Consider the following 26,659-nt stretch of genomic DNA (forward strand, 5'->3'; position numbering starts at 1 on the left):
TCCGTCGTCTCTTCTTGATCTCGTATCACCAGTCACCGCCCGGAAGATGGTGGCATGACCAGACGGTCGGGTACGGCATCAGGGTGTACTTCGGGGACGCGAGATACGGATCGTACGCCGCGTAGCGACGATACGCACAGTGTGTGATCGTCGCGGAGCGCTGTCGGTGCCGTGCGGCAGGATGGGGCGGATGAGCCGCGAGAGCGAGGAACGACCCCAGCCCGACGAACTTCCCGAGTACGCGGAACGGGTGCTCGCCGTCGCCGAGCTGATTCCCCCCGGCCGGGTGATGACCTACGGCGATGTCGCCGAGTGGCTGGCCCAGGAGACGCACCCCGAGGCGGCGCCCGTGCCGGGCGGCGGCGGCCGCGGAGTGGGCGGGCCGCGTCAGGTCGGCCGGGTGATGGCGCTCTATGGCGGGGCCGCGCCGTGGTGGCGGGTGGTGCGCGCGGACGGCGCACTGCTGCCCGGCCACGAGCAGCGGGCGCTCGCCCACTACCGCGCGGAAGGCACGCCCTTGCGCGAAGCGGCCCGCGCGCGGCCCGCGCCCGAGCCCGCCCCGGACGAGGCGCCTTGGCATGCCGGTGGTGGGGGCGGTCGCACGGGCGGCCGTGCGGTGGGTCGTGCGGGTGGTCGCGGGGACCTGCCGCGCATCGACATGCGCCGCGCCCGCTGGGACGGCGAAGGCCCGTCGGCTGACTGACGCGTCACATGGCGGCGTCGCGGTGCGCGCGGCCTGGACGGGTGCACGGACGGGCGCACGACCGGGGCCGGGGGCGCCGACGGCGGGCACCGGCCAGGGTGCGGAGGCCCGGCCTCCGGTCGGGGAGAATGGTCCACCAGTTCGCCGATCCCTCACTCGTACGAGTGGGACATGCGGGGCGACCTGGGGACACAGGGGACTCCCTGCGCCCCGCCCGGCCTCTGGCGTAGCGTCGGGGGCGGCCCTCACCGCTCGGCCACCACCCGGCACGTACGGCCGCAAGGCACCCAGCACTCCCACCAGGACCGGCGATCCACTTGAGCTCCTCCTCCTCGTCCCTCCCCCGATCCGGGCAGGCGTCGCGAGCACGGCAGGCGTCCTCGGGGCCGAAGCCGGGACGGCCCACGGGGTCGCACCGCACGTTCCCCGCCGGGTCCGCCGCCGCGGTCTCGGGGGTGGCCGCTTCCGGTACGTATCGGCTGGTACGTACGCCGCCTGGGCCGGTGACCCCTCCTGTGCTGGACGCCCGGCAGCGCGCGGTGGTTGACCATCCCGGCGGTCCGTTGCTCGTGCTGGCCGGACCTGGCACCGGCAAATCGACCACCCTGGTCGAAGCCGTCGCCGACCGCGTCCGCCGGGGCGCGGACCCGGAGCGCGTCCTCGTGCTCACCTTCAGCCGCAAGGCGGCCGTCGAACTCCGCGACCGGATGGCCGTCCGCATAGGCGGAGTCACCGCGCCCTGGGCGACGACCTTCCACTCCTTCTGCTACGCGCTGGTCCGCGCTCACCAGGACGCCGACTTGTTCGTCGACCCGCTGCGCCTGCTCTCCGGCCCCGAGCAGGACGTGGTCGTACGCGAACTGCTCGCGGGCCAGGCCGAGCTGGAGCGGGCGGGACGGGCCTCGGTGCGCTGGCCGGACGAGCTGCGCGCGTGCCTGACCACTCGGGGGTTCGCCGACGAGGTACGCGCGGTCCTCGCCCGAAGCCGTGAACTGGGCCTGAACCCCGAAGCCCTCGGCGCCTTCGCCGCCCGCACCGGACGGCCCGACTGGGGAGCGGCGGCGGCCTTCCTCGCCGAGTACCTCGACGTGCTGGACGCGCAGGGCGTCCTGGACTACGCGGAACTCGTGCACCGCGCTGTGCTCCTCGCCGAGCGGCCTGAGGTCGCCGCGGAGCTGGCGGGACAGTACGACGCGATCTTCGTCGACGAATACCAGGACACCGATGTGGCCCAGGTGCGGCTGCTGCGCGCGCTGGCGGGCAACGCGCGGCCCGGCCGTGGTGCCGGGCCCCGGGGCGGCGGGGCGGCCGCCGGGCACAGCACGGCACGGCCCGGCTCCGACCGGGGGCGGGGCGGCAAGACGCTCGTCGCCTTCGGCGACCCCGACCAGTCGATCTACGCGTTCCGTGGCGCGGACGTGGGCGGCATCCTCGACTTCCCGTCCGCCTTCCCCAAGGCCGACGGGAGCCCCGCCGACGTCATGGTGCTCACCGCCTGCCGCCGGTCGGGCGCCACGCTGCTCGCCGCCACGCGCATGCTCACCCGGCGGATGCCGCTCACCCGGCTGCCCGCCGCGGCGGTACGGGCCCACCGCGAGCTGGCAGCCGTGGAAGAGGGCGGCCGGGTCGAGGCGTACACCTACCCCACGGTCGGCACGGAGCTGGAGAACGTCGCCGACATCCTCCGCCGCGCGCATCTGGAGGAGGGCGTTCCGTGGAGCGAGATGGCGGTACTGGTGCGCGCCGGATCGCGTTCGCTGCCGGGCGTACGGCGCGCGCTCACCACGGCGGGCGTCCCCGTGGAGGTGGACGGCGACGACATTCCGCTGCGCCACGAGCCTGCTGTCGCCCCGCTCCTGACCGCCCTGCGCGCCGCCGCGACGGCGGCGCTGGCGGTGCTCCCGGGGCGGGAGGAAACGCCGCGTTCGGGGCGGGGAGCGCCGCGTTCGGAGCGGGAGGCAAGGCCGGGTTCGGAGCAGGAGGACGCGCCGCCTTCGGCGGGCTCGGCGCCCGCACCAGATGGGCCCGGCGCGCCCGCCGCCCCTGCTCCGTCCGCCGCCCCTGCTCCGTCCGCCGCTCCTGCTCCGTCCGCCGCATCCGCCCCGTCCGTCGCGTCCGTTGGGGACGAGCCGTCCATCGCGTCCGTCGCGGGCGAAGCGTCCGTACCGCACCAGCGAACGGGCCCGCCGGGCGGTGAGCCGGAGGGGAGCGGGCGTTCCCACGCCGAGGGGGACGACGGGGCTGATGGGGACGACAGGGCTGATGGGGACGGTGGAGACGGTGGCGTTCTGGTCGGCAGTGGTCTCTCTGTCGAGTCGGCCCTTTCCCTGCTGACCTCGCCGCTCGGCGGCATGGACGCGGCTGACCTCCGGCGGCTCGGCCGGGCCCTGCGCGACGAGGAGCGGGCCGCCGGGCGCACCGTGCCCAGGCCCTCCGACGTGCTCATCGCCGAAGCGCTCGCCGAGCCGCAGCGGCTCGTCGCGCACGACCCGGCGTACGCGCGGGGCGCGCAGCAGCTCGGCATGCTGCTGCGCAAGGCGCGCGAGCTGCTCGCCGGTGGTGGCACGGCGGAAGAGGCGCTGTGGGGACTGTGGGACGGCACGACGTGGCCGCAGCGGCTGGAACGCGCGGTGCGGCGCGGCGGGGCCGCCGGGCGCAACGCCGACCGGGACCTGGACGCGGTGTGCGCGTTGTTCGAGAGCGCGGCACGCGCGGAGGAGCGCACGGGCGGCCGGGGCGTGCTCAACTTCCTCGAAGAACTCGACGCCCAGGACATCGCCGCCGACACGCTCGCCCGCCGGGCGGCCCGGCCCGACGCCGTACGCCTGCTGACCGCCCACCGGGCCAAGGGACTCCAGTGGCGGCTGGTCGTCGTCGCCGGTGTGCAGGAAGGGCTCTGGCCCGACCTCCGGCGCCGGGGTTCGCTGCTCGAAGCCGACCGGATCGGCCGGGACGGGATCGCGGAACCGCTCACTCCGGGCGCGCTGCTCGCCGAGGAGCGGCGGCTGTTCTACGTGGCGGTGACGCGGGCCGGGCAACGGCTGGTAGTCACCGCCGTGAAGGCGCCAGCCGACGACGGTGACCAGCCCTCCCGCTTTCTCAGCGAGCTGGGCGTCGAACCGGTGGACGTCACCCATCGGCCGCGCCGACCGCTGTCCGTCGCCGCGCTCGTCTCCGAACTCCGCGCCACGACCGTCGATCCCGACGCCTCCGAGGCGCTGCGGGACGCCGCCGCCATGCGGCTCGCCCGGCTCGCGGCCCTGCGCGACGACGAGGGGCAGCCGATGGTGCCCGCGGCGCACCCGTACCGCTGGTGGGGCCTGGACCAGCAGACGCACAGCGAGACCCCGCTGCGCGACCGGGACGCGCCGGTCGCGCTGTCGGGGAGCGCCCTCGACCAGCTCGTGAACACCTGCTCGTTGCAGTGGTTCCTGGGCCGCGAGGTGAAGGCGGAGCCGCCCTCCACGGCCGCCCAGGGCTTCGGCAACGTCGTCCACGTACTCGCCGACGAGGTGGCCTCCGGCCGCACCCCCGCCGACCTCGACGTCCTCATGGAACGGCTGGACTCCGTCTGGGACGCGCTCGCCTTCGACGCGCCGTGGAAATCACGCCAGGAGAAGGAGAACGCGCGCGCCGCACTGGAGCGCTTCCTGCGCTGGCATGTGATGGAGCGCGGCCGTACCGCCGTCGGCAGCGAGCACCCCTTCGACGTGACGCTCGACGTGGACGCGTACAAGGTGCGCGTTCGCGGCTCCATGGACCGCGTCGAGACGGACAGCGAGGGGCGCGCGTACGTCGTCGACTTCAAGACCGGCAAGCAGACGGTCACCCGGGACGCCGTCGCCAGGCACCCCCAGCTCGCGGTGTACCAGCTGGCCGTACGGGAGGGGGCGGTGGACGACCTGTTCGGCGGCCGCCGCCCCGAGCCGGGTGGCGCGGAGCTGGTCCAGCTGCGCCAGGGCGCCGCCCGCAAGGCGGGCGGGGAGACCACGCCCAAGGTCCAGGCTCAGGAGCCGATCCTCGGCGCGCCGGGGGCCGAGGCGGCGGGAGAGGGCACGGAGCCGCAGGACGGGCCGGGCGCGGGGCGGGAATGGGTAGGCGATCTGCTCGCCACGGCGGCGGGCCGCGTGCTCGATGAGCGCTTCGCCCCGCGCACGGGTGAGCACTGCACTCGCTGCGCCTTCCGCTCCTCCTGCGGAGCTCGGCCGGAGGGCCGCCACGTCGTCGAGTGAGCTTGGTGACGTCTTCGGGCGGGACAAGCCCGGCGTGGGCCCGGGCCGGGGCGGGTGGGGCGCGGGGTTATGCGCTGCTTGGTGAGAGATGTCAGTGGGCGGCATTAGCCTCACTGGGGTGTCAGCACGTATCACCGACCCCGAGCAGCTCAAGGAGCTCCTGGGAATCCCCTTCACCCCGGAGCAGATGGCGTGCGTCACCGCGCCTCTCGCCCCGCAGGTCATCGTGGCCGGAGCCGGTTCCGGCAAGACGACGGTGATGGCCGCGCGCGTCGTGTGGCTGGTCGGCACCGGACAGGTGGCGCCCGAGCAGGTGCTGGGTCTGACCTTCACCAACAAGGCGGCCGGTGAGCTGGCCGAGCGGGTGCGCAAGGCACTGCTCAAGGCGGGGATCGGCGATCCCGACGGCGATCCGCGCGGCGCCCTCCCGGAGCCGGGGTCCACGGACGGGGCGGTTCCGGGGGAGCCCAGGATCTCCACCTACCACGCCTTCGCGGGCCAGCTGCTCAAAGACCACGGGCTGCGCATCGGCGTCGAGCGGAGCGCGCGGTTGCTCGCCGACGCGACCCGCTTCCAGCTCGCCGCGCGCGTGCTGCGCACAGCCCCCGGCCCGTATCCGGCGCTCACCAGGCCCTTCGCCGACCTGGTCACCGATCTGCTCGCGCTCGACGGCGAGCTGGCCGAGCACCTGGTCTCCGTCGACCAGCTGCGCGCTCACGACACCGCGCTGCTCAAGGACCTGGAAGCGGTGAAGCTCAGCAACGACGACCTGCGCAAGGTGCCGGAGGCGGCGCGCGCCCGGCTCGAACTGCTCGATCTCGTCGGGCACTACCGGGCCGAGAAGCGCCGCCTGGACCTGCTCGACTTCGGCGACCAGATCGCGCTGTCGGCGACGCTGGCCCGCACCCACCGGGAGGTCGGCCGGGCCCTGCGCGACGAGTTCGCCGTCGTCCTGCTCGATGAGTACCAGGACACGTCCGTCGCCCAGCGGCTGCTGCTGTCCAGTCTCTTCGGCGCGGGCGACGCCGCTGTGGACGCCGCTGTGGACGCCGCCTCGGACGCCGCCTCGGACGCCGCCTCGGGCGCGGAGGCGGGCGTGGGCGCACCGGCGTGGCACGGCGAGGGCACGGGGCACGCGGTGACCGCCGTCGGCGACCCCTGCCAGGCGATCTACGGCTGGCGCGGTGCCTCCGTGGCCAACCTGGACGACTTCCCCGCACACTTCCCGCAGTCCAGCCAGTCCAGCCAGTCCAGCCAGTCCAGCCAGCCCGGTCAGCCCGGTCAGCCCGGTCAGCCCGGTCAGCCCAGCGAGGCCGGCCAGTCCGGTTCCTCCGGTCAGTCCGCGCCGTCTCCGCGGTTCCCGTTCCCGCGGTCCGCGCCGTCCCAGCAGTCCGACGGCGCGGGTCCCCGGCCTGCTGACGACGACGGCCCGCAGCTCCCGCCCGCCGGTCGGCCGCAGCCCCCCGAGGGCCTTCCGGCGCCCCCGCAGGATGGGCACCGGGCGCTTCCCGGCGCTCCGGCCGAGCGGTTCTCCCTGAGCGAGAACCGGCGCAGCGGCGGCCGTCTCCTCGCCCTCGCCAACAGCCTCGCCGCGCCCCTGCGCGCGCGGCACGCGGGTGTGGAAGCGCTGCGCCCGGCCCCCGGCGCCGAGCGCGACGGCGTGGTGCGCTGCGCCCTGCTCCCCACCCACGCCGACGAGATGCGCTGGCTCGCCGACTCCATCGCCCACCTGGTGCGTACGGGCACGCCCCCCGGCGAGATCGCGGTGCTGTGCCGCACGGCCGTGGACTTCGCCGAGATCCAGGGCGCCTTGGTCGAGCGCGACGTCCCGGTCGAGGTGGTGGGCCTGTCGGGGCTGCTGCACCTGCCCGAGGTCGCCGATCTCGTCGCCGTCTGCGAGGTCCTTCAGGACCCCACGGCCAACGCCGCCCTCGTACGGTTGCTGACCGGCCCCCGCTGGCGCATCGGCGCTCGCGACCTCGCGCTGCTCGGCCGCCGCGCCCGGGCACTGGTCCGGCGGGAGAACGACAGCGCGGAGCAGGACGCGGACCGCCGTCTCGCCGAGGCGGTCGAAGGCGTCGACCCCGCCGAGGCGATATCCCTCGCCGACGCCCTCGACACCTTCGTGCTGGGCTCTGCTTCCTCGCCGTATGGAGCCGGACACGGCACGGCGGACGGTGCGGCCACGGCGCGTGGTGACGGCGGCGACGGGCTGCCGTTCTCGGCGCGGGCGCGCGTCCGGTTCGCACGGCTCGCGACCGAGCTGCGTGAGCTGCGCCGCTCGCTGGGCGACCCGCTCATGGACGTGCTGCACCGGGTGCTCGCTGTGACCGGCCTGGAAGTCGAGCTGTCGGCGTCGCCGCACGCGCTGGCTGCCCGGCGCCGCGAGACCCTGGGCAACTTCCTCGACATCGCCGCCGGATTCGCCACCCGCCAGGGCGGCGCGGCCGCGCTGGGCGGTGAGCCGACGCTGCTGGCCTTCCTCGGGTTCCTGCGGACGGCCGCCCAGTACGAGAAGGGACTGGACAACGCTCTTCCCGGCGGGGAGAACACCGTCAAGGTGCTCACCGCGCACAAGTCCAAGGGCCTGGAATGGGACGTGGTCGCCGTGCCCGGGCTGGTCGCGAAGACGTTCCCGAGTGAGCAGTCCCGCGAGTCGTGGACGGCGACCGCAAGGGTGCTGCCGCACGCGTTGCGGGGCGACTCCGACACCCTCCCCGACGTGACGGCGTGGGACGCCAAGGGCCTTACGGCGTTCAAGGCGGCGATGAAGGAACACCAGCGGACGGAGGAGCTCCGTCTGGGGTACGTGACGTTCACCCGCCCCCGCTCGCTGCTGCTCGGCTCGGGACACTGGTGGGGCCCGACGCAGAAGAAGCCGCGCGGCCCATCGGCCTTCCTGGAGGCGCTGCGGGAGCACTGCGAGGCGGGCGACGGCGAGATCGAGGTCTGGGCGCAGGAGCCCGCGGCGGACGAAGAGAATCCCGCGCTGCGCGAGCCGGCCGCGGAAGAGGACCAAGGGCCGCATGGAGCCCGGCGGCCGGGCGACCGCGCGTGGCCGCTGGCCCTCGATCCCACCGCGCTCGCCCTCCGCCGCCGGGCCGCCGACGCGGTCCTGGCGCACCTAGCGCGCCTTGACGATGCCCGCAGCGGTAACGCCTCCGGCGGGGAGGACGCCGGTAGCGGCGCCCTCAGCGGGGACGCCCGCGGAGGGGCGGAGGGCCCGGCGACCCACGACGCGGAGCACCCCTCCGCGTCCGCCCCCGCGCGTGCCGCCTCCTCGCACTCCGCCGTCCCGGACCCCGCGGTCTCGGTCCCCGGCGTCCCGCATCCGGCTGACCCCGCGCGCGGACGCGGCGCCTCGGCCCCGCACGAGGGCGGTCCTTCACGGCTGCCCGACGTGACACCCGAGCCGCCCGAGGAGGGCTCGTACGACCTCTGGCCGGAGGCCCCGGAAGACCTGGCCCGGGATGATCCGGCCCAGGCCCCGGAAGACCCGGAAGACCTGTGGGAGGGCGTGCCCGAGGACGCGTACGACCCGGAGTGGCCGCCCCCGGAAGACCCGTCCGACGACATCCCGTTCGGAGACATCCCGCCCGAGAGCATCCCGTCCGACGGTGTCCTGTCCGGGGACGCGTCGTCCGGGGACGCGCTGCTCGGTGACGCGCCGTCCGGTGACGTGCTGTCCGGCGGCGTCCCAGGCGATTCGTACGCCGCCGATCCCCTCACCAGCCCTTACGCCGACCCGCATGCTGATCCGCACGGTGAACGGCACGCCACCGCCGGCTCCGGCGCCGAGGTCATGCGGCCGGCCCCAGCCCAGGGCGACGCCCCGCCGCTGCCGGAGGACGGGCACGCCGACTCCCGTCTGCTGCCCGAAGAGGCGCGGCTTGCCGGCTCCTGGGACCGGGACTTCGACGCCCTCGCCGGAGAGCTGCGGCGGGCCCGCGCCAGCGTGCGCGAGGTGCTCGTGCCGCCCGCGCTCAGCGCGTCACAGCTGCTCAAGCTCGCCGCCGATCCGGACGGCTTCGCCCGTGAGCTGGCCCGGCCGATGCCGCGTCCGCCGCGCCCCGCCGCGCGCCGTGGCACGCGCTTCCACGCCTGGGTCGAGTCGCGGTTCGAGGCGCTGCCGCTTCCGATGCTCGGCCCGGATGAGCTGCCGGGCGCCGAGGACGACGAGCCCGGGCCACTGGATGGCGGCCGGGGCGGCGGGGACGGCGACGGCTGGGACCTGGAGGCGCTGAAGGAGGCGTTCAGCCGCACACCTTACGCACACCGGACTCCGTACCGCGTGGAGACGCCGTTCCAGCTCACGCTCGCCGGGCGAGTGGTGCGGGGCCGGATCGACGCGGTCTACCGGCAGCGCGGCGCGGGCGGTCGCGAGGGCGATACGTACGAGATCATCGACTGGAAGACGAACCGTGCGCAGGACGCCGATCCGCTTCAGCTGGCCGTCTACCGCCTCGCCTGGGCCGAACAGCGCGGTGTGCCGCTCTCGGCCGTGTCGGCGGCGTTCCTCTATGTCCGCAGCGGGGAGGTCGTCCGCCCCGAGCCGCTGCCGGACCGGGCCGGGATCGAACGAGTCCTGCTGGGAGAGCCGGAAGAGAAGGGACAACCGGGAGGACCGGGAGAGCCGGGAGAGGTGGCGGTGCCGGGCAAGGGGGGCGGGTGGAGAGAGCATGGAGAGAACGAGTGAGTCCGCTCTCATGCCCGCTCCGGGCCCCACTCTCACGCCTGCGGCGATACCGGCGGTAACGCCTGGCGCGGTGCCGATCGGCCCCACCGCCGCCGTGCCCGCGGGGGGACCGCCCGGTGAGATCCATGGCGAGGCCGTCCTGAGTGGCCGGATAGGCTCGTCGGCATGAGCACCACCTCGGACGACGCTGTCCGCGCCTATGTCGAAGGCCACCGTGCCGCGTTCCTCGACGACCTCGTCGCCTGGTTGCGCATCCCCTCGGTTTCGGCTGATCCCGGCCGCGCCGCCGATGTCCGGCGCAGCGCCGAGTGGCTGCTGGAGAAGCTCGCGGCGACCGGCTTCCCGAGCGTCGAGGTGTGGGACACACCGGGCGCCCCCGCGGTCTTCGCCGAGTGGCCGTCCGGCGACCCCGAGGCTCCCACAGTGCTGGTCTACGGCCACCACGATGTGCAGCCCGCCGCCCGCGAGGACGGCTGGCACAGCGAGCCGTTCGAGCCGGAGACGCGCGACGGCAAGCTGTACGCGCGAGGCGCCGCCGACGACAAGGGCCAGGTGCTCTTCCACACGCTGGGGGTCCGCGCGCACCTCGCCGCCACCGGCCGTACCGCTCCCGCCGTCAACCTCAAGCTGCTCATCGAAGGCGAGGAGGAGTCCGGCTCCCCGCACTTCCCCGCGCTGATCCAGGCCCGCGCCGACCGGCTGGCCTGTGACGCGGTGATCGTCTCCGACACGGGCATGTGGTCCAGGGAGGTCCCGACCGTCTGCACGGGCATGCGGGGCCTCACCGACTGCCAGATCGACCTGTACGGGCCTGACCAGGACATTCACTCAGGTTCGTTCGGCGGGGCCGTGCCGAACCCGGCCATGGAGGCCGCTCGGCTCGCCGCCGCCCTGCACGACGCCGACCACCGCGTCGCGATCCCCGGTTTCTACGACGGTGTCGTGGAGCTCACCGACCGCGAGCGTGAGCTGTTCGCCGAGCTGCCGTTCGACGAGTCGGCGTGGCTTCGTACGGCGCACTCCCACGCAGCGCTCGGCGAGGCCGGATACACCACCCTGGAACGCGTCTGGGCCCGTCCCACGGCCGAGGTCAACGGCATCAGCGGCGGTTACCAGGGCCCCGGCGGCAAGACCATCGTCCCCTCCTCAGCGCAGCTGAAGCTGTCCTTCCGGCTGGTCGAGGGGCAGGACGCGGAGAAGGTCCAGCAGGCGGTGCGCGAGTGGGTGGCCATGCGCCTCCCCGCCGGTATCCGGCACGAGATCACGTACTGGGGGGCGACCCGGCCTTGCCTGACGCCGCTTGACCACCCGGCGCTCCAGTCGGTCGTGCGGTCCATGGGCCGCGCCTTCGGCCGCCCCATCCGCTTCACGCGCGAGGGCGGCTCAGGACCGGCCGCCGACCTGCGGGACGTGCTGGACGCACCGGTGCTGTTCCTCGGCATCTCCGTGCCGTCCGACGGCTGGCACGCCCCGAACGAGAAGGTCGAACTCGACCTGCTGATGAAGGGCGTGGAGACCGCCGCCTATCTGTGGGGCGACCTCGCGGAGAACTGGCAGGCTGGTGAGCAACGGCACCAGTGAGCGCGTACGCCCCGCAGGCCACGGCACGGCCTCCCGAAGCCCGTGGTAACCACGGCCGGACTCCGCGGCGCGGCGCGGCCTCGCCGGGCCGCCACCGCACAGCGGCCGGGGACCCACGCACAGCGCCCGGGGACCAGCGCCCCTCGCGGCACCACGCCCCTCGCGGCAGCACGAGGTCCGCGGCTTCCGGCCCTGTCGGTGTCCCGGGAAGAGAGCAGAGTCATGATCCGTTCACGTAGGGGGAGTTGGAAGTAACGTGACCACCTGGACCGAACGACCCACCGGCCACTCCATTCCGCTCACCGCCACGAGCGGCATCGACCGCGCCGCACACCACCGTCTGGATGAGGCGTGGCTCGCCGCGGCGTGGAGCCACCCGACGACGCGCGTCTTCGTGGTCTCCGGCGGTCAGGCCCTGGTCGACGACACCCCCGACGGCCGTACGGAACTGGTCATGACCCCGGCCTTCGAGGCCCCCGTCACCGAGACCCACCGCTACTTCCTCGGCACCGACGAGAACGGCGTCAGCTACTTCGCGCTCCAGAAGGACGCCCTGCCCGGTCGCATCGACCAGTCGGCGCGCCCGGCTGGGCTGCGGGAGGCGGGCGCGCTGCTGTCGGAGCGTGACACCGCGCTGCTCGTGCACGCGGTGGCGCTGGAGAACTGGCAGCGGCTGCACCGCTTCTGCTCGCGCTGCGGCGAGCGGACCGTGATCGCGGCGGCCGGGCACATCCGGCGCTGCCAGGCGTGCGGCGCCGAGCACTACCCGCGCACCGACCCCGCCGTGATCATGCTGGTGACCGACGACCAGGACCGGGCGCTGCTCGGCCGCCAGGTGCACTGGCCGGAGGGCCGCTTCTCGACGCTGGCGGGCTTCGTCGAACCCGGCGAGTCGATCGAGCAGACCGTGGTGCGCGAGGTCGCTGAGGAGGTGGGAGTGACGGTCGGCGAGGTCGAGTACGTCGGCAGCCAGCCGTGGCCCTTCCCTTCGAGCCTGATGCTCGGCTTCATGGCACGGGCCACGACCTCCGACATCCAGGTGGACGGCGAGGAGATCAGCGAGGCGCGCTGGTTCTCGCGGGACGAACTGCGGGCCGCGTACGAGTCGGGGGAGATGCTGCCGCCGTACGGAATCTCGATCGCGGGCCGCCTGATCGAGCTGTGGTACGGCAAGCCACTGCCCCGCTGACACCTCGCGCCCGCCCGGCGCGTCGCGTGAAGCCGCCCCTGGACGGCAGGCCCAGGGGCGGCTTCACGCGTCAAGAACGGTCGTCAAGAGCAGTCGTCAAGAACGGGCGGAAGGAACCGGCCGCAGGAACCGGCCGGGAGGATTCCCGCCGGGGAACGGAGGATCGCTCCTCCGCCCCGGAGAACGCGGATCGCTTGTCCGACCCGGCGAGCGACGCCCGCCTCAGCGACGCCCGCCTCAGCGACGCCCGCCTCAGCGACGCCCGCCTCAGCGGCGGCGCGACGCCGGGGCGGCCCGTCGGCTCAGACGCTCAGCTTCTCCTTGACCTGCGCCAGCGACGGGTTGGGCAGTGCCGAGCCGTCGGGGAACAGCACAGTCGGCACCAGCTGATTGCCGTTGTTGACCTTCTCCACGAACTTCGCCGACTCCGGGTCCTGTTCGATGTTGATCTCGGTGTACGCGATTCCCTCGCGCTCCATCTGGCCCTTCAGGCGGCGGCAGTAGCCGCACCAGGTGGTGCTGTACATCGTCACAGTGCCCGACATCGGTCCTCGCGCTCCTTCTGCTTGGCGTGATTGCAGTCGTACAACGCGCGCCCTCCCCCGGCCATTCCCCACCGCACACGGGGCCCGCCTGGTCGTTCCCGGTCGCTTCCGCCACTTCCCTGCGCACGTGCCCGCCAGGCGGACACGTATTTGTATGACCGGAGACGTCTGGCTGTGGACGACCGGGACGTATGTCCCCGCACACCTGACAGCATGGTGGAGTGACAGCACGCGACACTCCTCTTGCTTCCGGCGCCGGGAACCCCACCTCGCTCTTCCCGAGCGTCCCGGACTCCGCCGACGCGGTGCTCGACGGCCTCGACCCCGAGCAGCGCGAGGTCGCCACGGCCCTGCACGGCCCGCTGTGCGTGCTGGCCGGAGCGGGGACGGGCAAGACGCGGGCGATCACCCACCGGATCGCCTACGGGGTGCGTGCGGGCATTCTCCAGCCCGGCAGCGTCCTCGCCGTGACGTTCACCAACCGCGCGGCGGGGGAGATGCGCGGGCGGCTGCGGCAGCTCGGCGCGGGCGGAGTGCAGGCCCGTACGTTCCACTCGGCGGCCCTGCGCCAGCTCCACTACTTCTGGCCCAAAGCGGTGGGCGGCGACATGCCCCGGCTCGTCGAGCGCAAGGTCCAGATCGTCGCCGAGGCCGCCGCGCGCTGCCGCGTCCGGCTCGACCGGAACGAGCTGCGCGATGTCACCAGCGAGATCGAGTGGTCCAAGGTCACCCAGACCGTGCCGGAGGACTATCCGGCGGCCCTCGCCAAGTCCAGCCGCGAGGCCCCCCGCGATCCCGCCGAGACCGGCCGGATCTACGCCATGTACGAACAGCTCAAGCGCGACCGCGGGATGATCGACTTCGAGGATGTGCTGCTGCTCACGGTCGGCGTCCTCCAGGACCGGTCCGACATCGCCGATCAGGTGCGCGGTCAGTACCAGCACTTCGTTGTCGACGAGTACCAGGATGTCAGCCCGCTCCAGCAGCGGCTGCTGGAGCTGTGGCTCGGCGACCGGGAGAGCCTGTGCGTGGTCGGCGACGCCAGCCAGACCATCTACTCCTTCACCGGCGCGACCCCTGACCACCTGCTGAACTTCCGCGCCCGGCACCCCGGGGCGACGGTCGTCAAGCTCGTCAGGGACTACCGCTCGACGCCGCAGGTCGTGCACCTGGCCAACGGCCTGCTCGCCACGGCCAAGGGCCGGGCCGCCGAGCACCGGCTTGAGCTGGTGTCCCAGCGCGACCCGGGCCCCGAGCCGAGCTACACGGAGTACGCGGACGAACCGGCCGAGGCCGAGGGCACCGCGCGGCGCATCCGGGCCCTGCTCGACGCGGGCGTCCCGGCCAGCGAGGTGGCCGTGCTCTACCGCATCAACGCCCAGTCCGAGGTGTACGAGCAGGCCCTCGCCGACCAGGGTGTGCCGTATCAGCTGCGCGGCGCCGAGCGGTTCTTCGAGCGGCCCGAGGTGCGCGAGGCCGGGCTGCTGCTGCGCGGGGCCGCCCGCGCGGGGGGCGCCGACCCCGTGCTGGGGGACGCGGACATCCCCTCCCAGGTGCGGGCGGTGCTCGGTACCCGTGGCTGGACGGTGGAGCCGCCGACGGGCTCGGGCGCCGTGCGGGACCGCTGGGAGTCCCTGGCCGCGCTCGTCAGGCTCGCCGAGGACTTTGTCCGGGCCAGGCCGCAGGCGACCCTCAGCGATCTGGTCGGCGAGCTGGACGAGCGGGCGGCGGCGCAGCACGCCCCGACCGTCGAGGGTGTGACCTTGGCCTCGCTGCACGCGGCCAAGGGCCTGGAGTGGGACGCCGTCTTCCTGGTCGGCCTCACCGAGGGCATGATGCCGATCACCTACGCCAAGACGGATGAGCAGGTCGAGGAGGAACGGCGGCTGCTCTACGTCGGCGTCACCCGGGCCCGCCGCCATCTGACGCTGTCCTGGGCGCTGTCCCGCTCGCCCGGCGGCCGCCCCAACCGCCGCCCCAGCCGCTTCCTGAACGGCTTGCGGCCCGGCGCCCAGGCCGCTGGCTCCCGTGCCGCCTCGACGGGCGGCACGGGAGGCGTGGAGCGTGCCGCCCCCGCCCGGCGGCGGCCCCGGGGGCCGGTGCGTTGCCGGGTGTGCGGCAGAACGCTGACGGACGCGGGCGAGATGAAGCTGATGCGCTGCGAGGGCTGCCCGTCCGAGCTCGACGAGGCGCTGTACGAGCGGCTGCACGCATGGCGGGCGGACCAAGCCAAGCAGCTGGGCCAGCCCGCGTACTGCGTCTTCACGGACAAGACGCTGCTCGCCATCGCCGAGGCCGTGCCGGACTCCGCGGGGGCGCTGTCGGCGATCTCCGGGGTGGGAGCGCGCAAACTTGGCAAGTTCGGCTCTGACGTGCTCGCTCTGTGCGCGGGCGAGGAACCGGGGGGCTCCGTAGAGCCCGCGGAGAACTCGCCAGAAAAATAGTTTGCGCGCGCCGAGGGCATACCCATAGCCTTCCGAGCACGGAGACAACGGGCCTTCCGAGATCCGATGGATTCGTGTTGTACTGAGCTAGCAGCGGGACTGGTCGTTACCGATCAGTCCCTCCCCGAGACGCCGAGAGGAGGCGAGACCAGTGATCAGCTTCATGGAGAACACCAAAATGACCGCTCTTCCGGTCGTCGCCACCTGCCCGCTCGGCTCCTCGCCGCATGCCACCGGTGTGTCCGAAGGCAGCCTGCCCGGCGGCGGCGGTCTCACTGCCGCCGTGCGCCCGGAACCCCTGGCGACCCTTCCCATTCGGGAATTCGGCAGTGAGCGATCCGTCCAGGCACCTGCGGTAGCAGCACAGGCACAGGCCGAGGCCTATGCCTTCGCGGCAGCCGATGGCGCCGGTAATCACCAGACGAAGCACCCCATGTGGGCCTCCCGCGGGCTCGAACCCTGGAGCGATCCAACCTGATCAGCGCGATCAGGTCGGCACCTTCCAGGGCCGCGGAACCCACACCGGGAACCGCGGCCCTTTTGTTTTGCCCTCCTGGTCGCGCCAGGGGGACCAAGAGCCCGGCCACAAGCCGAGCCGACACAGACGAGGAACACAGCACCGTGCAACTCAAGGCACACGCCCCGTCCGTAGCGACCGACCTGATCCCCCCGCCTGACCCTTCGGAGGACTCCTTGACTCCGGCCCCGTTCACCGCTCTCACCGAGCTGGATGACGCCATCGAAAACCTCGGCGTAGCCGTCCCGTGCCGCTCGTACGACCCGGAGGTCTTCTTCGCGGAGTCACCGGCCGACGTCGAGTACGCGAAGTCGCTGTGCCAGACCTGCCCGCTCCGTGAGGCATGCCTCGCCGGTGCGAAGGACCGTCGGGAGCCCTGGGGCGTCTGGGGCGGCGAACTCTTCGTGCAGGGAGTCGTCGTGGCCCGCAAGCGGCCGCGTGGCCGCCCGCGCAAGAACCCGGTTGTGGCATGAGCACCCCCGGAACAATCGACCGCCCAGCGACGCACGACCCCACGAAGCAGGACCCGACGATGCAGCCATCCGCCGACGAGCCCACCCTCGTCAACCCCGCACGTAACACCACCGGTGCGACCAAGTCGCGCCAGAACAGGACCCGCGAAATGCAACTCATCCCAGAAGCCATGGCTCGCGCGCATATGCAACAACGCATGCGCGAAGCCGAATCCGAACGCAGGGCCGTCCGGCTGGTCACCGCCCGCCGCATGCAGCGCCGGGCCGAGCGCGCCTCCCTGCGCGCTCGCCGTGCTCTGGCGATGGCGGTCATGCACTGAAGTGCCGATGAACAGTCGTCGGCCCGTGACGGACGGTGCCGTGGGGCCGCCGCGGCGTGCCGCTCCCGCAGGAGCGGCCGCCAAGCGGTGGCTTCCGGCGGCTGAGCATTAACCGAGAACAAGCGAGCAGCGCACAACCAACCTGGGGGCGGGTCCGAAAGGACCGGCCCTTAGGCGTTTCCGGGGCGCGTCATCCTGGGGCGCGTTACTCGCCCTTCGTGTCGTTTGCGGGGCTATCGTCGGTGGGTGGACCAGAAGACGCGTGACCCGAAACGGTCGGAAGCCCAGTCCGTCGCCTGCGCCCGCTGCGGCGCTGTCGCCGACGGCACGCCCCCCACCTGGACCTGTTCCGTCGAGAACGGCCGTCGTCGCTACTTCTGTGATGACTGCGCGCGCGAGAACATCCGGGCGATCGAGGGCCGCCTCGACTCCGCCTGGTGGTAAGGGCCTGGTGGTAAGCCCCGGCTGACGCCGGAACCGCGTCGACCGCCACCCGGCCCCGCCCTTCGCCCGGAGCCGCTGCCGTCAGGCGGAGGACTCCTCTGCCTGGTCCTCTTCCGCCTGGCTCCGCGCGCTCGCCTCGGCCTCCGCCTCGCTCGCCTCCTCGTCCGTCGCGAACCCCGGCACCCACGTCTGGATCTCTTCCCGCATCCGGACGGTCGCGCCGAGCTGTGACAGGACGCCGATCGTGCTCATGCTCACCCGGTGAATGAGCAGATACGAGGGCGGCAGGTTGAGCTGCCTGCCCAGGTCGTAAGCGGGCGAACGGCGGTCGGCCAGCGTGGCCGCCTGGCCGCGTATCCACTCGCGGGAGAAGGTGAACTCCTCTTCCTGCGCCGGTTCGATGATCGGTAGCAGGTAGTCCATCAGCGCCTCCGAGTCGAGGTGGAGGTCGGGCTTGATGAACCCCTCCGCGCGCAGCTGCTCCTGCACCTCGTCTCCCTCGCCGTCCAGCAGCATGCGCAGAGTGACGCCGATGTGGCTCGGGAGGCCGTCCGGCAGCCGGTCCACCGTGCCGAAGTCCAGCACGCCCAGCTTCCACGCCTCGGGCGGGCCGTCCTTGGCGTGGTCGGTGAGCAGCCGGAAGTTGCCGGGGTGCGGGTCGGCGTGCAGCAGCCCGGTGCGGGCGACACCCGAGAACAGGAAGAGGGTCAGCAGCTGCCCCGCCCGGTCGCGCTGCTCCGGCGTGCCGTCCGCGATCACCTCCGCGAGCGGTATGCCGTCCATCCACTCGGTGATCAGCACCTGGTCCGACTGGTGCACCACGCCGGGGATGACGAAATCCGGGTCGCCGTCGAACTCCTCCGCGTACGCCGCCTGGGCCCGCGCTTCCAGTTCGTAGTCCAGCTCCTCGGACACCCGGTCGCGCAGCTCGGTGATGAGCGGCTTGATCTCGATGCCGGGCACCAGCGGACCCAGCAACCGAGAGAGGCGGCCCAGTTGGGTGAGGTCGGAAAGCAGTGCCTCACCCGCGCCCGGATACTGCACCTTCACGGCCACGTCGCGGCCGTCATGCCAGACGGCACGGTGCACCTGGCCTATGGAGGCCGCCGCGGCGGGCTTGTCGTCGAACTCCTGGAACAGGTCGCGCCAGTCCTCCCCGAGCCGGTCCGCCAGCGCCGCGTGCACCGACCGGGTCGGCATAGGCGGAGCCGCCTCCTGGAGCTTGGTCAGCGCGGCCCGGTAGGGCTTGGCGATCTCCTCGGGGAGCGCGGACTCGAAGACCGACATGGCCTGGCCGAGCTTCATGGCGCCGCCCTTGAGCTCGCCGAGCACCTTGAACAACTGCTCGGCCGTGCGCTGTTGCAGCTCCCGGGCAACGATCTCCGCCGGCCGTCCGCCGATGCGCTTCCCCAGGCCCCAAGTGGCTCGTCCGGCGAAACCCAGCGGCAGTGCGGCCAATTTGGCGGTGCGGGTGACCGCCTTGCGGGGTAGATCAGACATGCGCCCCTCCAACTCCAGCTGAGTCATCCCGGGGAAGACCCCCAGGCCCCCGTCGCCCACCCAGCGGACGCCGGCTTACCCGGTCATTGTCGCGTGCGGTGTCTCGCCAGCCGATGAATATCCGGCAACCGAAGAATCCACCGCTCCACACATACATTCCGGATGCGGCGCGGTGCGCCGCGGTTCCCAGGCTAGACCTGGCAGTGCGAACTCCAGCCGGGCCCCCACAGCGGGGGGCCTTCCCCCGTCCAGGAAGGCCAGAACCTGCGTGGCGGTCAGCCCCGCGACCACCGTCGCCAAGGCCGCGTCACAGGCGGGAGCCGGTGAGCGCCGACCGGACCGCCACTGGGCCAGCATCCTCGGCCAGCCGGCCTCATGCTCCACCCGCCACGCCGCGAGACAGCCGGCACAGCAGGTCACACCCGGCAGCACCAGCGGGCCCACCACCCCGGTGCCTTCAAGGACTCCCGCATACAGATGGGGAATCCCTGAGGCCATCAACTGCTCGGCGGCGGTCGGGTCAGGAGCGTACGCGTCGACCCCGTCCCGTGGCGCGAGCACCACAAGACCCAGACCCCGCCGACCAGCCGGGGCGTCGCACGCGGTGGCTGATGAGGCCTTCCGCACGGCCCGGCGGGCGGCCGCGTCCCTGCGCTCGCCCACCTGCTCCGGCGCCAGCCCGCCGGGCATCACGTCCCACGCCTCGACGCGACCACCGTCCATCACGTCCACCTGCCCCACCCCCGACGCGGAGAGCAGCGCCGCCACGGCCGAGCCCACCCGCCCGGCACCGCTCACCCGCACCCGGGCGGACCGCCGCTTCTCCAGCAGCCGCAGTGCGGCACCCGGCTCCGGATGCAGCACCGAGAGCGCCGCCAGGTCGGGCCGCAACCGCTCCAGATCGGTTCCGCTCTCCGGCCCGGTGCCGCCCGCCTCGCCGCCGATCAGCGGGTCGTCGATCAGCCCGGCCCGGGTCAGACGGTCCACCACGGCATCGGCCCGGCCGTCGGGCAGGCCCATGGCCCGGGCCTCCTCGCGCAGCAACGGCAACCCGCGTGTGCCGTCGAGCAGGCTCATGAAACTGGTCGTCGCGGTGTCCAGCGGCCCGACCATGACCGCGTGCGCCGAGGTGACCCCGTACTGCACGGTGTCCCGGCTGCGCCAAGCCCGCCGGAGCGCGGGCTTGAGCAGGGGATGCGGCGTCCCCGTCCGATCCATGTCATTCCCCCTGTTTCTTGCTCATTCCGGCGGCTCCCGGTCATTCGTGAGCGGCCGTTCCCGGACAGAACGCCCGTCCCCACCGCCGTCCCCATCGCGCTCCGCCGTTCACGACCGGTCCTCGACTGGTTCCCGGTTGGTTCTCGACAGACCTCAGCATGGGCGGTTCTCCGCACGGCCGCCGAAAGTTATCCACAGGCGCGGGCGATAGTCATACAAGCTGCGCGGTGCCGCTGGTGGTTCGGCCGCCATCCCCGCGAGGGGCGGGACTTCACGCACTGCTAGCGGGTAACGTCGGGGCGTGCCCGCCGACCCTTCCTCTCGTATGTCCCCCGGTCTCCACCCGGGTGGGGGTCCGTCCAGCGGCAGCTGGGAAAGTGCCTCCGGGGAGACCCCCCTCACGAGCGTCGCCAGAACACCGCACGCGCCGAGCCCGCCGCGCCGGGAGGCGGCGACGAGCGCCGTCGAGATCCGCCGGAGCAGCCGCCGCCGCAGAACGGTCTCCGCCTATCGCGAGGGTGACCGCACCATCGTGCTGCTGCCCGCGCGGATGTCCGAGGCGGAGGAAAAACGCTGGGTGGGCGTGATGCTCGACAAGCTCGCCGCGCAGGAGAGCAAGCGGATGCTGGGCGACGCGGAGCTGGCCGCCCGCGCGGGGTTCCTCTCCGGGCAGTATCTGGAGGGCAGGGCCAGGCCGAACACGGTCCGCTGGGTCACCAACCAGAACACCCGCTGGGGCTCCTGCACCCCGGCCGAGGGCAGCATTCGGCTCTCGCACCGGTTGCAGGGCATGCCCGAGTACGTCGTGGACTACGTGCTCCTGCACGAGCTGGCGCATCTTCTGGTGCCGGGGCACGGGCCGCGGTTCTGGCAGCTGCTTGAGTCGTACCCCAGGACGGAGCGGGCGCGCGGTTACCTTGAGGGCGTCGTCGCCGCCGACCGGCTGCCGCACCTCCCCGAGGCCAGAACCGAATAGCCGTCGCTGAGTGACGGCGAGATCTCACTCAGAGGACCCGCTCCGTGGCTGCGCGCAGCGCCCGGCGTTCGTGCACAGGAGCGGACGCCCCGGTATCCCGCATTGTCGGCGCCAGCGGTTAGCCTGGCGCGCAACGCACTAACCGGTTCGGGATGGGGGACGGTCGTTACGTATGGCCAGGGAATTCCAGCGCGGCCACAAGGCCAAGATCAGTGATCTGACGGCAGGGAGGGACCTGTACGTCGGCGTGCAGATCGCCGGACCCGGGCTGTCCTTCGACATCAGCTGTTTCGGCCTCGATGCCAGCGAAAAGCTGTCCGACGACCGCTACTTCATCTTCTTCAACCAGCCCAAGTCGCCCGAGGACGCCATCCAGCAGCTCGGCGCGCAGGCCGGGGACACCGAGTCGTTCCGGGTGACGCTCGACAGCGTTCCGCAGCACATCCAGAAGCTGTCGTTCACCGCGACCATCGACGGCGCGGGTCAGATGTCCCAGGTCAGCCCCGGGTATATCCGGATTGTGGCGGGCGGTGAGGAAGTCGCGCGGTACTCGTTCACCGGCGCGGAGTTCAGCACGGAACGCGCCGTGATGCTCGGTGACTTCTACCTCAAGGACGTGTGGCGGTTCGCCGCCGTCGGCCAGGGCTTCGACGGCGGGCTCGACGCGCTGCTGAAGAACTTCGGCGGCGAGGTCGCCGAGGAGGAGCCGGCGCCCGCGCCCGCGCAGGGTGCCGCTCCGGGGTTCGCGCCGCCCGCCGGCGGCCAGGCCGCCCCGGCTCCGGCGCCCGCGCCCGCTTTCGCAGCGCCCGCCGCGGCGCCGCAGCCGCAGGTTCCGCAACCCGCGGCGCCCAGCCCGCAGCCCGTCGCGCCGCAGGCACCCGCGCCCGCGCAGCCGCAGATGCACGCCGCCCCGACCATCGCCGCGCCGATCGTGCCGCCCGGCGGCGCGGTGCCGCCCCCCGGCCAGCCGGGCCAGGTGCCCGGTCAGCAAGCGCCCCCGCCCTACGGTGGCCAGCCCGGCCAGTTCGCCCCCGGGCAGCAGGCACCGGCCCCGCCGCAGGCGCCGTACGGCCAGCCGCAGGGCCAGCCGGGTCAGTTCCCGGGACAGCCCGGTCAGCCAGGGGTGCAGGGCTACCCCGGCCAGCCCGTGCCCAGCCCGTACGGGCAGCCGATCCAGCCCGGCCAGCCACAGGGCTACCCCGGCCAGCAGCCGGGCCAGCCGCAGGCCGCTCAGCACGGCGGGGCCACCGTGCCAGGCGTGCAGGCCGCGCTCGCCAAGTTCCGCGAGGCGCCGACCGGCCAGCGCTGGACGCCGCAGAACGCCAGGCTGATCCGCGTCGACCTCGCCGTCGGAGGTCAGCCCGTCCTCGCCCGGCAGGGCACGATGGTGCTCTACCAGGGCAAGGTCGACTTCAGCTACAAGGGCGCCGGGTTCCGGGGCCGGATAGCGGGCAACGCGACCGGCCAGGAAATGCAGCTGATGCGCTGCTCGGGTCAGGGCCAGGTCTTCCTCGCCGAGAACGCCGCCGAGGTCCATCCGATCGAGCTGCAAGGCGACGCGATCTGCGTCTCGGCCGACAGCGTCCTCGCCTTCGACGAGTCCCTGCAGCACGAGATCCGCCGTGTGGAAGGCCACGGCATCCCCGGCGGCGCCCTGTTCACCATGCAGTTCCAGGGCACCGGCACCGTCATCGTCAAGACGCAGGGCACCCCCGTGGTGCTGCCTGTCACGCCGACGACGTTCGTGGACAGCAACGCCATCGTCGCCTGGTCGGCCGCCTCCCAGGTGATCGTCTCCAGCCAGGTGCGGCTGCGCCGCAACGCCTTTCCCGGCCACAGCGGGGAGACCGTGAACCTCCAGTTCCGCGGTGCGCCCGGCAACTTCATCGTCGTCCAGCCCTACGAGGTCTGAGGGAGCCCGTCATGGACCAGCAAATGATCTCGGGCTTCGCCCCGGCTCCGGTCACCGCCCGGATGGACAACCACGGCAGCAGCATGCTCAAGGTCGCCATGCAGAGCGGCCAGGACCTGTTCGCCCGCACCGGTTCGATGGTGGCGTACGAAGGCTTCGTCCAGTACGAGCCGAACCCGCCCGCCGTCCGCCAGATGGCCTCGCAGTGGCTCACCGGCGAGGGCGCTCCGCTCATGAAGTGCAGTGGCGACGGACTGCTGTACCTCGCCGACTACGGCGCCGACGTCGTCTGCGTCAACCTCAACGGCGACTCGCTCTCGGTCAACGGCACCAACCTGCTCGCGTTCGACGCCCACCTCCAGTGGGGCGTCCAGCGCGTCAAGGGCATGGCGAAGTTCGCGGGGCAGGGCCTGTTCAACGTCGGTCTCTCCGGCACCGGCTGGGTGGCGCTGACCTCCCGGGGCACGCCGCTCGTCGTGGACTGCGGGAGCGGCGCCGACGAGACATACGTCGACCCGGACGCCCTCGTGGCGTGGTCGACGAACCTGAAGATGAAGGGGAAGCGCAGCTTCAAGGCGTCCTCCATGATCGGCAGGGGCAGCGGCGAGGCGTACCAGCTCGGCTTCTCCGGCCAGGGCTTCGTCGTCGTCCAGCCCAGCGAGGACAGCACCGACCGGCTCCGGGCCCGGGGCTGAGGGGGAACGAGTAGACATGCAGAGCCCGCTCTTCGGCCACACCGAAGCCCAGACCCAGGACCGCTACGCGATGCAGAACCCGCAGCTGCTGCGGGTCTCGCTCACCGGCCACGACGACGTCCTCGCCCGGAAGGGCGCGATGGTCGCCTACCAGGGGCTGATCGAGTTCGACGGCGAGTTCCAGACCCAGGGGCAGCGCCGCGCGCGTGCCAACACCGGCGAGGGCCTCGACCTGATGCGCTGCTCAGGACAGGGGACCGTCTACTTCGCCAACCTGGCGCAGTACGTGCACGTGGTGGACGTCGACCAGGAGGGCCTGACGGTCGACGCCGCGTACGTCCTCGCGCTGGACTCCGGTCTGCACTGGGAGACCATCGCCGTGGACAGCCAGTTCGAAATCTCCGGTTCCGGCAAGTACAACCTCAACATCTCCGGCCGGGGCAAGGTCGCGCTGATGACCTCGGGCCAGCCGCTGATGCTCCAGGTCATGCCGGATAAGTACGTCAACGCCGACGCCGACGCGATCGTGGCGTGGTCCAGCTCGCTGCGCGTCCAGATGCAGGCGCAGACACACAGCTCGGGCGTCTGGCGACGCAGGGGCAACACGGGGGAGGGCTGGGAGCTGAGCTTCCTCGGCCAGGGCTACGCCCTCGTGCAGCCCAGCGAGCTGCTGCCGCCGCAGCAGGCGACGATCGGGCAGGGCGCCGCGGCCCAGTTCGGCATGGGCCAGCAGGGTGCCCATGGGCAGAACCAGGGCAACATCTGGTCCAACCGCTGACAGCGGGTCCGGGGCGCGCGCGAAGGCCCGCGCCCCGGACCCGGCCGCCCCGACCTCGTAGGCCGGATGCGGCCCCGCAGGCCGGATGCGGGCCGGGCTCCCGGGCGGCGGCCGCGGACGCGCGGTCCGCCGCCCGGCCATCAGCGCTGCCGTCAGAGCAGCGCGCGGGTGCTGTTCATCAGCCGTACGACGGACTCGTCCGCCACACCCGGCACCTCGTCGTAGCGGAACCAGCGCAGGTCCAGGGACTCGTCGCTGATCGCGGCGGTCGCACCGGCGGGCGCCACCGCCGCGTACTGCACGTCCAGATGCCAGGCGCACGGCGTACGGTGCCGGTCGAGCCGCACCGGCCCGGCCGGCAGCAGCGTCAGCCCCGCGACGCCCGACTCCTCGGTGGCCTCCCGCAGCGCCGCTTCTGCGAGGCTCGCGTCCTGCGGCTCGCAGTGCCCGCCCATCTGGAGCCACATCCGCAACTTGCGGTGCAGCGTCAGCAGCACCCGCCCGCCCTGCGGGTCGATCACCAGCGCGCTGGCCGTCAGATGCGCGTCCGGGCACGCCTTCCACACGCCATCCGGGCGCGCGGCCAGGTGCTCCCCGTACGCCAGGCGGAGCTGTTCCTGGCCGGAGTCGGGCGCGGGCCACACCGTGAGAGCCGCCGTCGCGGCGGCGTGCAGCGGCAGCGTCATCCCCGGTTCTCGCCGCTGCTGCCGCCGTTCTTGCCGTCGTCTTCGCCGTCGTCCTTGCCGTCGTCCTTGCTGTCGTCCTTGGCGTCACCCTCGGCTTCGCCGTCTGCCGAGGAGTCTTCGGCGCCGCCGTCCTTGCTGAGGTCGGGGCGCTTGCCGCCGCTGGCCGCCTCGCCGAGCATCTTGTCCAGCTCGGAGAAGTCCAGCTGCTCGCGGTGGACGAAGCCGTCCGGGTCGTCGAGGTCCCCGGCGGTCGGCAGCATGTCCGGGTGCTCCCACAGCGCGTCGCGGCCGTCGGAGCCCCGCGCGTCGGTGAGCGAGGCCCACAGCCGGGCCGCGTCCCGCAGCCGCCTGGGCCGCAGCTCAAGGCCGATCAGCGTGGCGAAGGTCTGCTCGGCGGGACCACCGGTCGCGCGGCGGCGGCGCAGCGTCTCACGCAGTGCGTCGGCGGAGGGCAGATGCGGTGCGGCGGCCGCGTGCACCACCGCGTCGACCCAGCCCTCGACGAGCGCGAGCGCGGTCTCAAGGCGGGCCAGCGCCGCCTTCTGCTCCGGGGTGTCCTCCGGCTGGAACATGCCCTGCTGGAGTGCTTCCTGAAGCTGCTCGGGATGCGTCGGGTCGAGCTGGCCGACCGCGTCCTCCAGCTTGGCGGTATCGACCTTGATGCCGCGCGCGTACCCCTCGACGGCGCCGAACAGGTGCGAGCGCAGCCACGGCACGTGCGCGAAGAGCCGCTGGTGGGCGGCCTCACGCAGGGCCAGATACAGCCGTACCTCCTCCTGCGGGACGCCGAGCCCCGAGCCGAACGCCGCCATGTTCGCGGGCAGCAGGGCGGCCTTGCCCGCCGGGCCGAGCGGAAGTCCGATGTCTGTGGAACCGACCACCTCACCGGCGAGGACGCCCAGCGCCTGACCGATCTGCGTACCGAACATCGCGCCGCCCATGGAGCGCATCATGCCGAGCAGCGGCCCGGCCATGGCCTGCATCTCCTCGGGCAGCACACTGCCCATGGCCGCCCCGACCTGCTCGGCGACCGGGTCCACCAGGTCCTTCCACACCGGCAGCGTCGCCTCGACCCACTCGGCGCGGCTCCACGCCACGGCGGTGCTCGCGCCGGACGGCAGCGCGGTGACGCCGTCCAGCCACAGGTCGGCCAGCCGCACGGCCTCTTCGACCGCCGCCCGCTCGCTCGGGCCGATGCTCGGGTCCTTGGCGCCCTCACTCGCGCCCTCGCTCTTGGCGGGGGCACCCATACCGAATCCGGCAGGGGCAGCCCCCGGGCCCTGCGCGACGGTCTGACGTGCGATGTCCTTGGCCATGTCCCAGTTCACCGGGCCGCCCTCGTACGAGAGCATCTGGCCGAGCTGCTGGAACGCAGCGCCCAGGTCGTTCGGGTTCAGCGAACCGAACATCGCGGCGAACGGATTGTCTCCGCCAGCGCCTCCGCCGAAACCGAAGGGGTTTGCGGGGCCCGGGTCACCGCCCTGGTTGCCCTTCTTCTTACCGTCGTCGCCGTCCTCCGGCTCCTCCGGCGGAAGGCCAAATCCAAATGGGTTGTCACTCACGGGTTTCCTCGGCTCGTAGGGCCGCCGGCTGAGGCCGACGGCGACTGCCCGACAACACCACCCAGCGTAGACACCCCCGCCGCTATCCGGGCTCGGTGCTTCGCCGACGGGATGCCTGCGGCAGGATGGACAGCGCCTGGTACGTACGCGTCAGTTCTCTTACGTACAGAAGACAACCGCTGGAGCCG

At 72.8% G+C, this 26,659-nt stretch carries 20 protein-coding genes; 14 read left to right on the forward strand and 6 right to left on the reverse strand.

The genetic code is table 11. The annotated features are described in order from the left end of the window. The first annotated feature begins 190 nt into the window (after positions 1-190). From AC5P1B_RS14650 to nudC, 5 genes are all read left to right on the forward strand, one after another. A complete protein-coding gene (locus AC5P1B_RS14650) occupies positions 191-703 on the forward strand; it encodes an MGMT family protein (RefSeq protein ID WP_493887500.1) in 513 nt (170 codons plus the stop codon). Between the two features lie 503 nt (positions 704-1,206). Further along, the gene (locus AC5P1B_RS14655; RefSeq protein ID WP_493887501.1) at positions 1,207-4,935 is read left to right on the forward strand and encodes an ATP-dependent helicase; all 3,729 of its coding nucleotides are present in this window, start codon (positions 1,207-1,209) and stop codon (positions 4,933-4,935) included. A gap of 118 nt (positions 4,936-5,053) precedes the next feature. Next, positions 5,054-9,631 (forward strand): UvrD-helicase domain-containing protein, encoded by a 4,578-nt coding sequence (locus AC5P1B_RS14660; protein ID WP_493887502.1) that lies wholly within the window; start codon positions 5,054-5,056, stop codon positions 9,629-9,631. Between the two features lie 165 nt (positions 9,632-9,796). Then, on the forward strand, positions 9,797-11,212 hold the full coding sequence (locus tag AC5P1B_RS14665) for a dipeptidase (RefSeq protein WP_493887503.1): 1,416 nt from the start codon (positions 9,797-9,799) through the stop codon (positions 11,210-11,212). Between the two features lie 256 nt (positions 11,213-11,468). After that, positions 11,469-12,401 carry an NAD(+) diphosphatase gene (nudC, locus tag AC5P1B_RS14670; protein WP_493887504.1) on the forward strand — a complete coding sequence of 311 codons (933 nt, stop codon included), beginning with the start codon at positions 11,469-11,471 and terminating at the stop codon, positions 12,399-12,401. Between the two features lie 70 nt (positions 12,402-12,471). Here the strand turns inward: nudC and AC5P1B_RS14675 are convergent, their stop codons facing one another. Together AC5P1B_RS14675 and AC5P1B_RS14680 are read right to left on the reverse strand one after the other, a co-directional pair. Beyond that, positions 12,472-12,672, reverse strand: a complete 201-nt coding sequence (locus AC5P1B_RS14675; RefSeq protein ID WP_493887655.1) for a pentapeptide repeat-containing protein — start codon at positions 12,670-12,672, stop codon at positions 12,472-12,474. Between the two features lie 31 nt (positions 12,673-12,703). Beyond that, a complete protein-coding gene (locus AC5P1B_RS14680; protein ID WP_493887505.1) occupies positions 12,704-12,946 on the reverse strand; it encodes a mycoredoxin in 243 nt (80 codons plus the stop codon). 305 nt (positions 12,947-13,251) lie between these two features. On the opposite strand from AC5P1B_RS14680, the gene AC5P1B_RS14685 reads away from it, so the two are divergent. From AC5P1B_RS14685 to AC5P1B_RS14705, 5 genes are all read left to right on the forward strand, one after another. Beyond that, positions 13,252-15,390, forward strand: a complete 2,139-nt coding sequence (locus AC5P1B_RS14685) for an ATP-dependent DNA helicase UvrD2 (protein ID WP_493887656.1) — start codon at positions 13,252-13,254, stop codon at positions 15,388-15,390. Positions 15,391-15,541: 151 nt separating this feature from the next. Further along, positions 15,542-15,868, forward strand: a complete 327-nt coding sequence (locus AC5P1B_RS14690; RefSeq protein ID WP_493887506.1) for a hypothetical protein — start codon at positions 15,542-15,544, stop codon at positions 15,866-15,868. Between the two features lie 143 nt (positions 15,869-16,011). Further along, entirely contained in the window at positions 16,012-16,380 is a 369-nt protein-coding gene (locus tag AC5P1B_RS14695; protein ID WP_493887507.1) for a WhiB family transcriptional regulator, read from the forward strand. After that, positions 16,377-16,700 carry a putative WhiB-interacting protein gene (locus AC5P1B_RS14700; RefSeq protein WP_493887508.1) on the forward strand — a complete coding sequence of 108 codons (324 nt, stop codon included), beginning with the start codon at positions 16,377-16,379 and terminating at the stop codon, positions 16,698-16,700. The genes AC5P1B_RS14695 and AC5P1B_RS14700 overlap by 4 nt, the downstream gene beginning before the upstream one ends. A gap of 246 nt (positions 16,701-16,946) precedes the next feature. Further along, the gene (locus tag AC5P1B_RS14705) at positions 16,947-17,144 is read left to right on the forward strand and encodes a hypothetical protein (RefSeq protein WP_493887509.1); all 198 of its coding nucleotides are present in this window, start codon (positions 16,947-16,949) and stop codon (positions 17,142-17,144) included. Between the two features lie 81 nt (positions 17,145-17,225). Here AC5P1B_RS14705 and AC5P1B_RS14710 read toward each other — a convergent pair whose 3' ends face one another. Both AC5P1B_RS14710 and AC5P1B_RS14715 read right to left on the reverse strand, forming a co-directional pair. Next, a complete protein-coding gene (locus tag AC5P1B_RS14710) occupies positions 17,226-18,644 on the reverse strand; it encodes an ABC1 kinase family protein (protein ID WP_493887510.1) in 1,419 nt (472 codons plus the stop codon). 75 nt (positions 18,645-18,719) lie between these two features. Next, complete coding sequence (locus tag AC5P1B_RS14715) at positions 18,720-19,862, reverse strand: TOMM precursor leader peptide-binding protein (protein ID WP_493887511.1); 1,143 nt, start codon at positions 19,860-19,862, stop codon at positions 18,720-18,722. Positions 19,863-20,163: 301 nt separating this feature from the next. On the opposite strand from AC5P1B_RS14715, the gene AC5P1B_RS14720 reads away from it, so the two are divergent. The 4 genes from AC5P1B_RS14720 (at position 20,164) to AC5P1B_RS14735 (ending at position 24,223) form a co-directional block, all read left to right on the forward strand. Beyond that, positions 20,164-20,838, forward strand: coding sequence for a M48 metallopeptidase family protein (locus AC5P1B_RS14720; RefSeq protein WP_493887512.1), 675 nt, complete (start codon positions 20,164-20,166; stop codon positions 20,836-20,838). A 172-nt stretch (positions 20,839-21,010) separates the two neighbouring features. Next, complete coding sequence (locus tag AC5P1B_RS14725) at positions 21,011-22,750, forward strand: TerD family protein (RefSeq protein ID WP_493887514.1); 1,740 nt, start codon at positions 21,011-21,013, stop codon at positions 22,748-22,750. Positions 22,751-22,761: 11 nt separating this feature from the next. Beyond that, positions 22,762-23,445: an AIM24 family protein gene (locus tag AC5P1B_RS14730; protein ID WP_493887515.1), complete on the forward strand. Its 684-nt coding sequence runs from the start codon at positions 22,762-22,764 to the stop codon at positions 23,443-23,445. 16 nt (positions 23,446-23,461) lie between these two features. Further along, a complete protein-coding gene (locus AC5P1B_RS14735) occupies positions 23,462-24,223 on the forward strand; it encodes an AIM24 family protein (protein ID WP_493887516.1) in 762 nt (253 codons plus the stop codon). Between the two features lie 152 nt (positions 24,224-24,375). On the opposite strand, the gene AC5P1B_RS14740 is transcribed toward AC5P1B_RS14735, so the two are convergent. Continuing rightward, complete coding sequence (locus AC5P1B_RS14740; RefSeq protein ID WP_493887517.1) at positions 24,376-24,909, reverse strand: NUDIX hydrolase; 534 nt, start codon at positions 24,907-24,909, stop codon at positions 24,376-24,378. Further along, positions 24,906-26,471, reverse strand: coding sequence for a zinc-dependent metalloprotease (locus AC5P1B_RS14745; RefSeq protein ID WP_493887518.1), 1,566 nt, complete (start codon positions 26,469-26,471; stop codon positions 24,906-24,908). The genes AC5P1B_RS14740 and AC5P1B_RS14745 overlap by 4 nt, the downstream gene beginning before the upstream one ends. Positions 26,472-26,659 lie beyond the last annotated feature (188 nt).

This window comes from Streptomyces sp. A01 (genome assembly GCF_059026195.1).

Excerpts from the sequence above, each read along its gene's own strand:
- AC5P1B_RS14680 (WP_493887505.1), bottom strand. The coding sequence starts at position 12,946 with ATGTCGGGCACTGTGACGATGTACAGCACCACCTGGTGCGGCTACTGC.
- AC5P1B_RS14730 (WP_493887515.1), top strand. The coding sequence starts at position 22,762 with ATGGACCAGCAAATGATCTCGGGCTTCGCCCCGGCTCCGGTCACCGCC.
- AC5P1B_RS14725 (WP_493887514.1), top strand. The coding sequence starts at position 21,011 with ATGGCCAGGGAATTCCAGCGCGGCCACAAGGCCAAGATCAGTGATCTG.
- AC5P1B_RS14710 (WP_493887510.1), bottom strand. The coding sequence starts at position 18,644 with ATGTCTGATCTACCCCGCAAGGCGGTCACCCGCACCGCCAAATTGGCC.
- AC5P1B_RS14715 (WP_493887511.1), bottom strand. The coding sequence starts at position 19,862 with ATGGATCGGACGGGGACGCCGCATCCCCTGCTCAAGCCCGCGCTCCGG.
- AC5P1B_RS14700 (WP_493887508.1), top strand. The coding sequence starts at position 16,377 with ATGAGCACCCCCGGAACAATCGACCGCCCAGCGACGCACGACCCCACG.
- AC5P1B_RS14650 (WP_493887500.1), top strand. The coding sequence starts at position 191 with ATGAGCCGCGAGAGCGAGGAACGACCCCAGCCCGACGAACTTCCCGAG.
- AC5P1B_RS14665 (WP_493887503.1), top strand. The coding sequence starts at position 9,797 with ATGAGCACCACCTCGGACGACGCTGTCCGCGCCTATGTCGAAGGCCAC.
- AC5P1B_RS14740 (WP_493887517.1), bottom strand. The coding sequence starts at position 24,909 with ATGACGCTGCCGCTGCACGCCGCCGCGACGGCGGCTCTCACGGTGTGG.
- AC5P1B_RS14735 (WP_493887516.1), top strand. The coding sequence starts at position 23,462 with ATGCAGAGCCCGCTCTTCGGCCACACCGAAGCCCAGACCCAGGACCGC.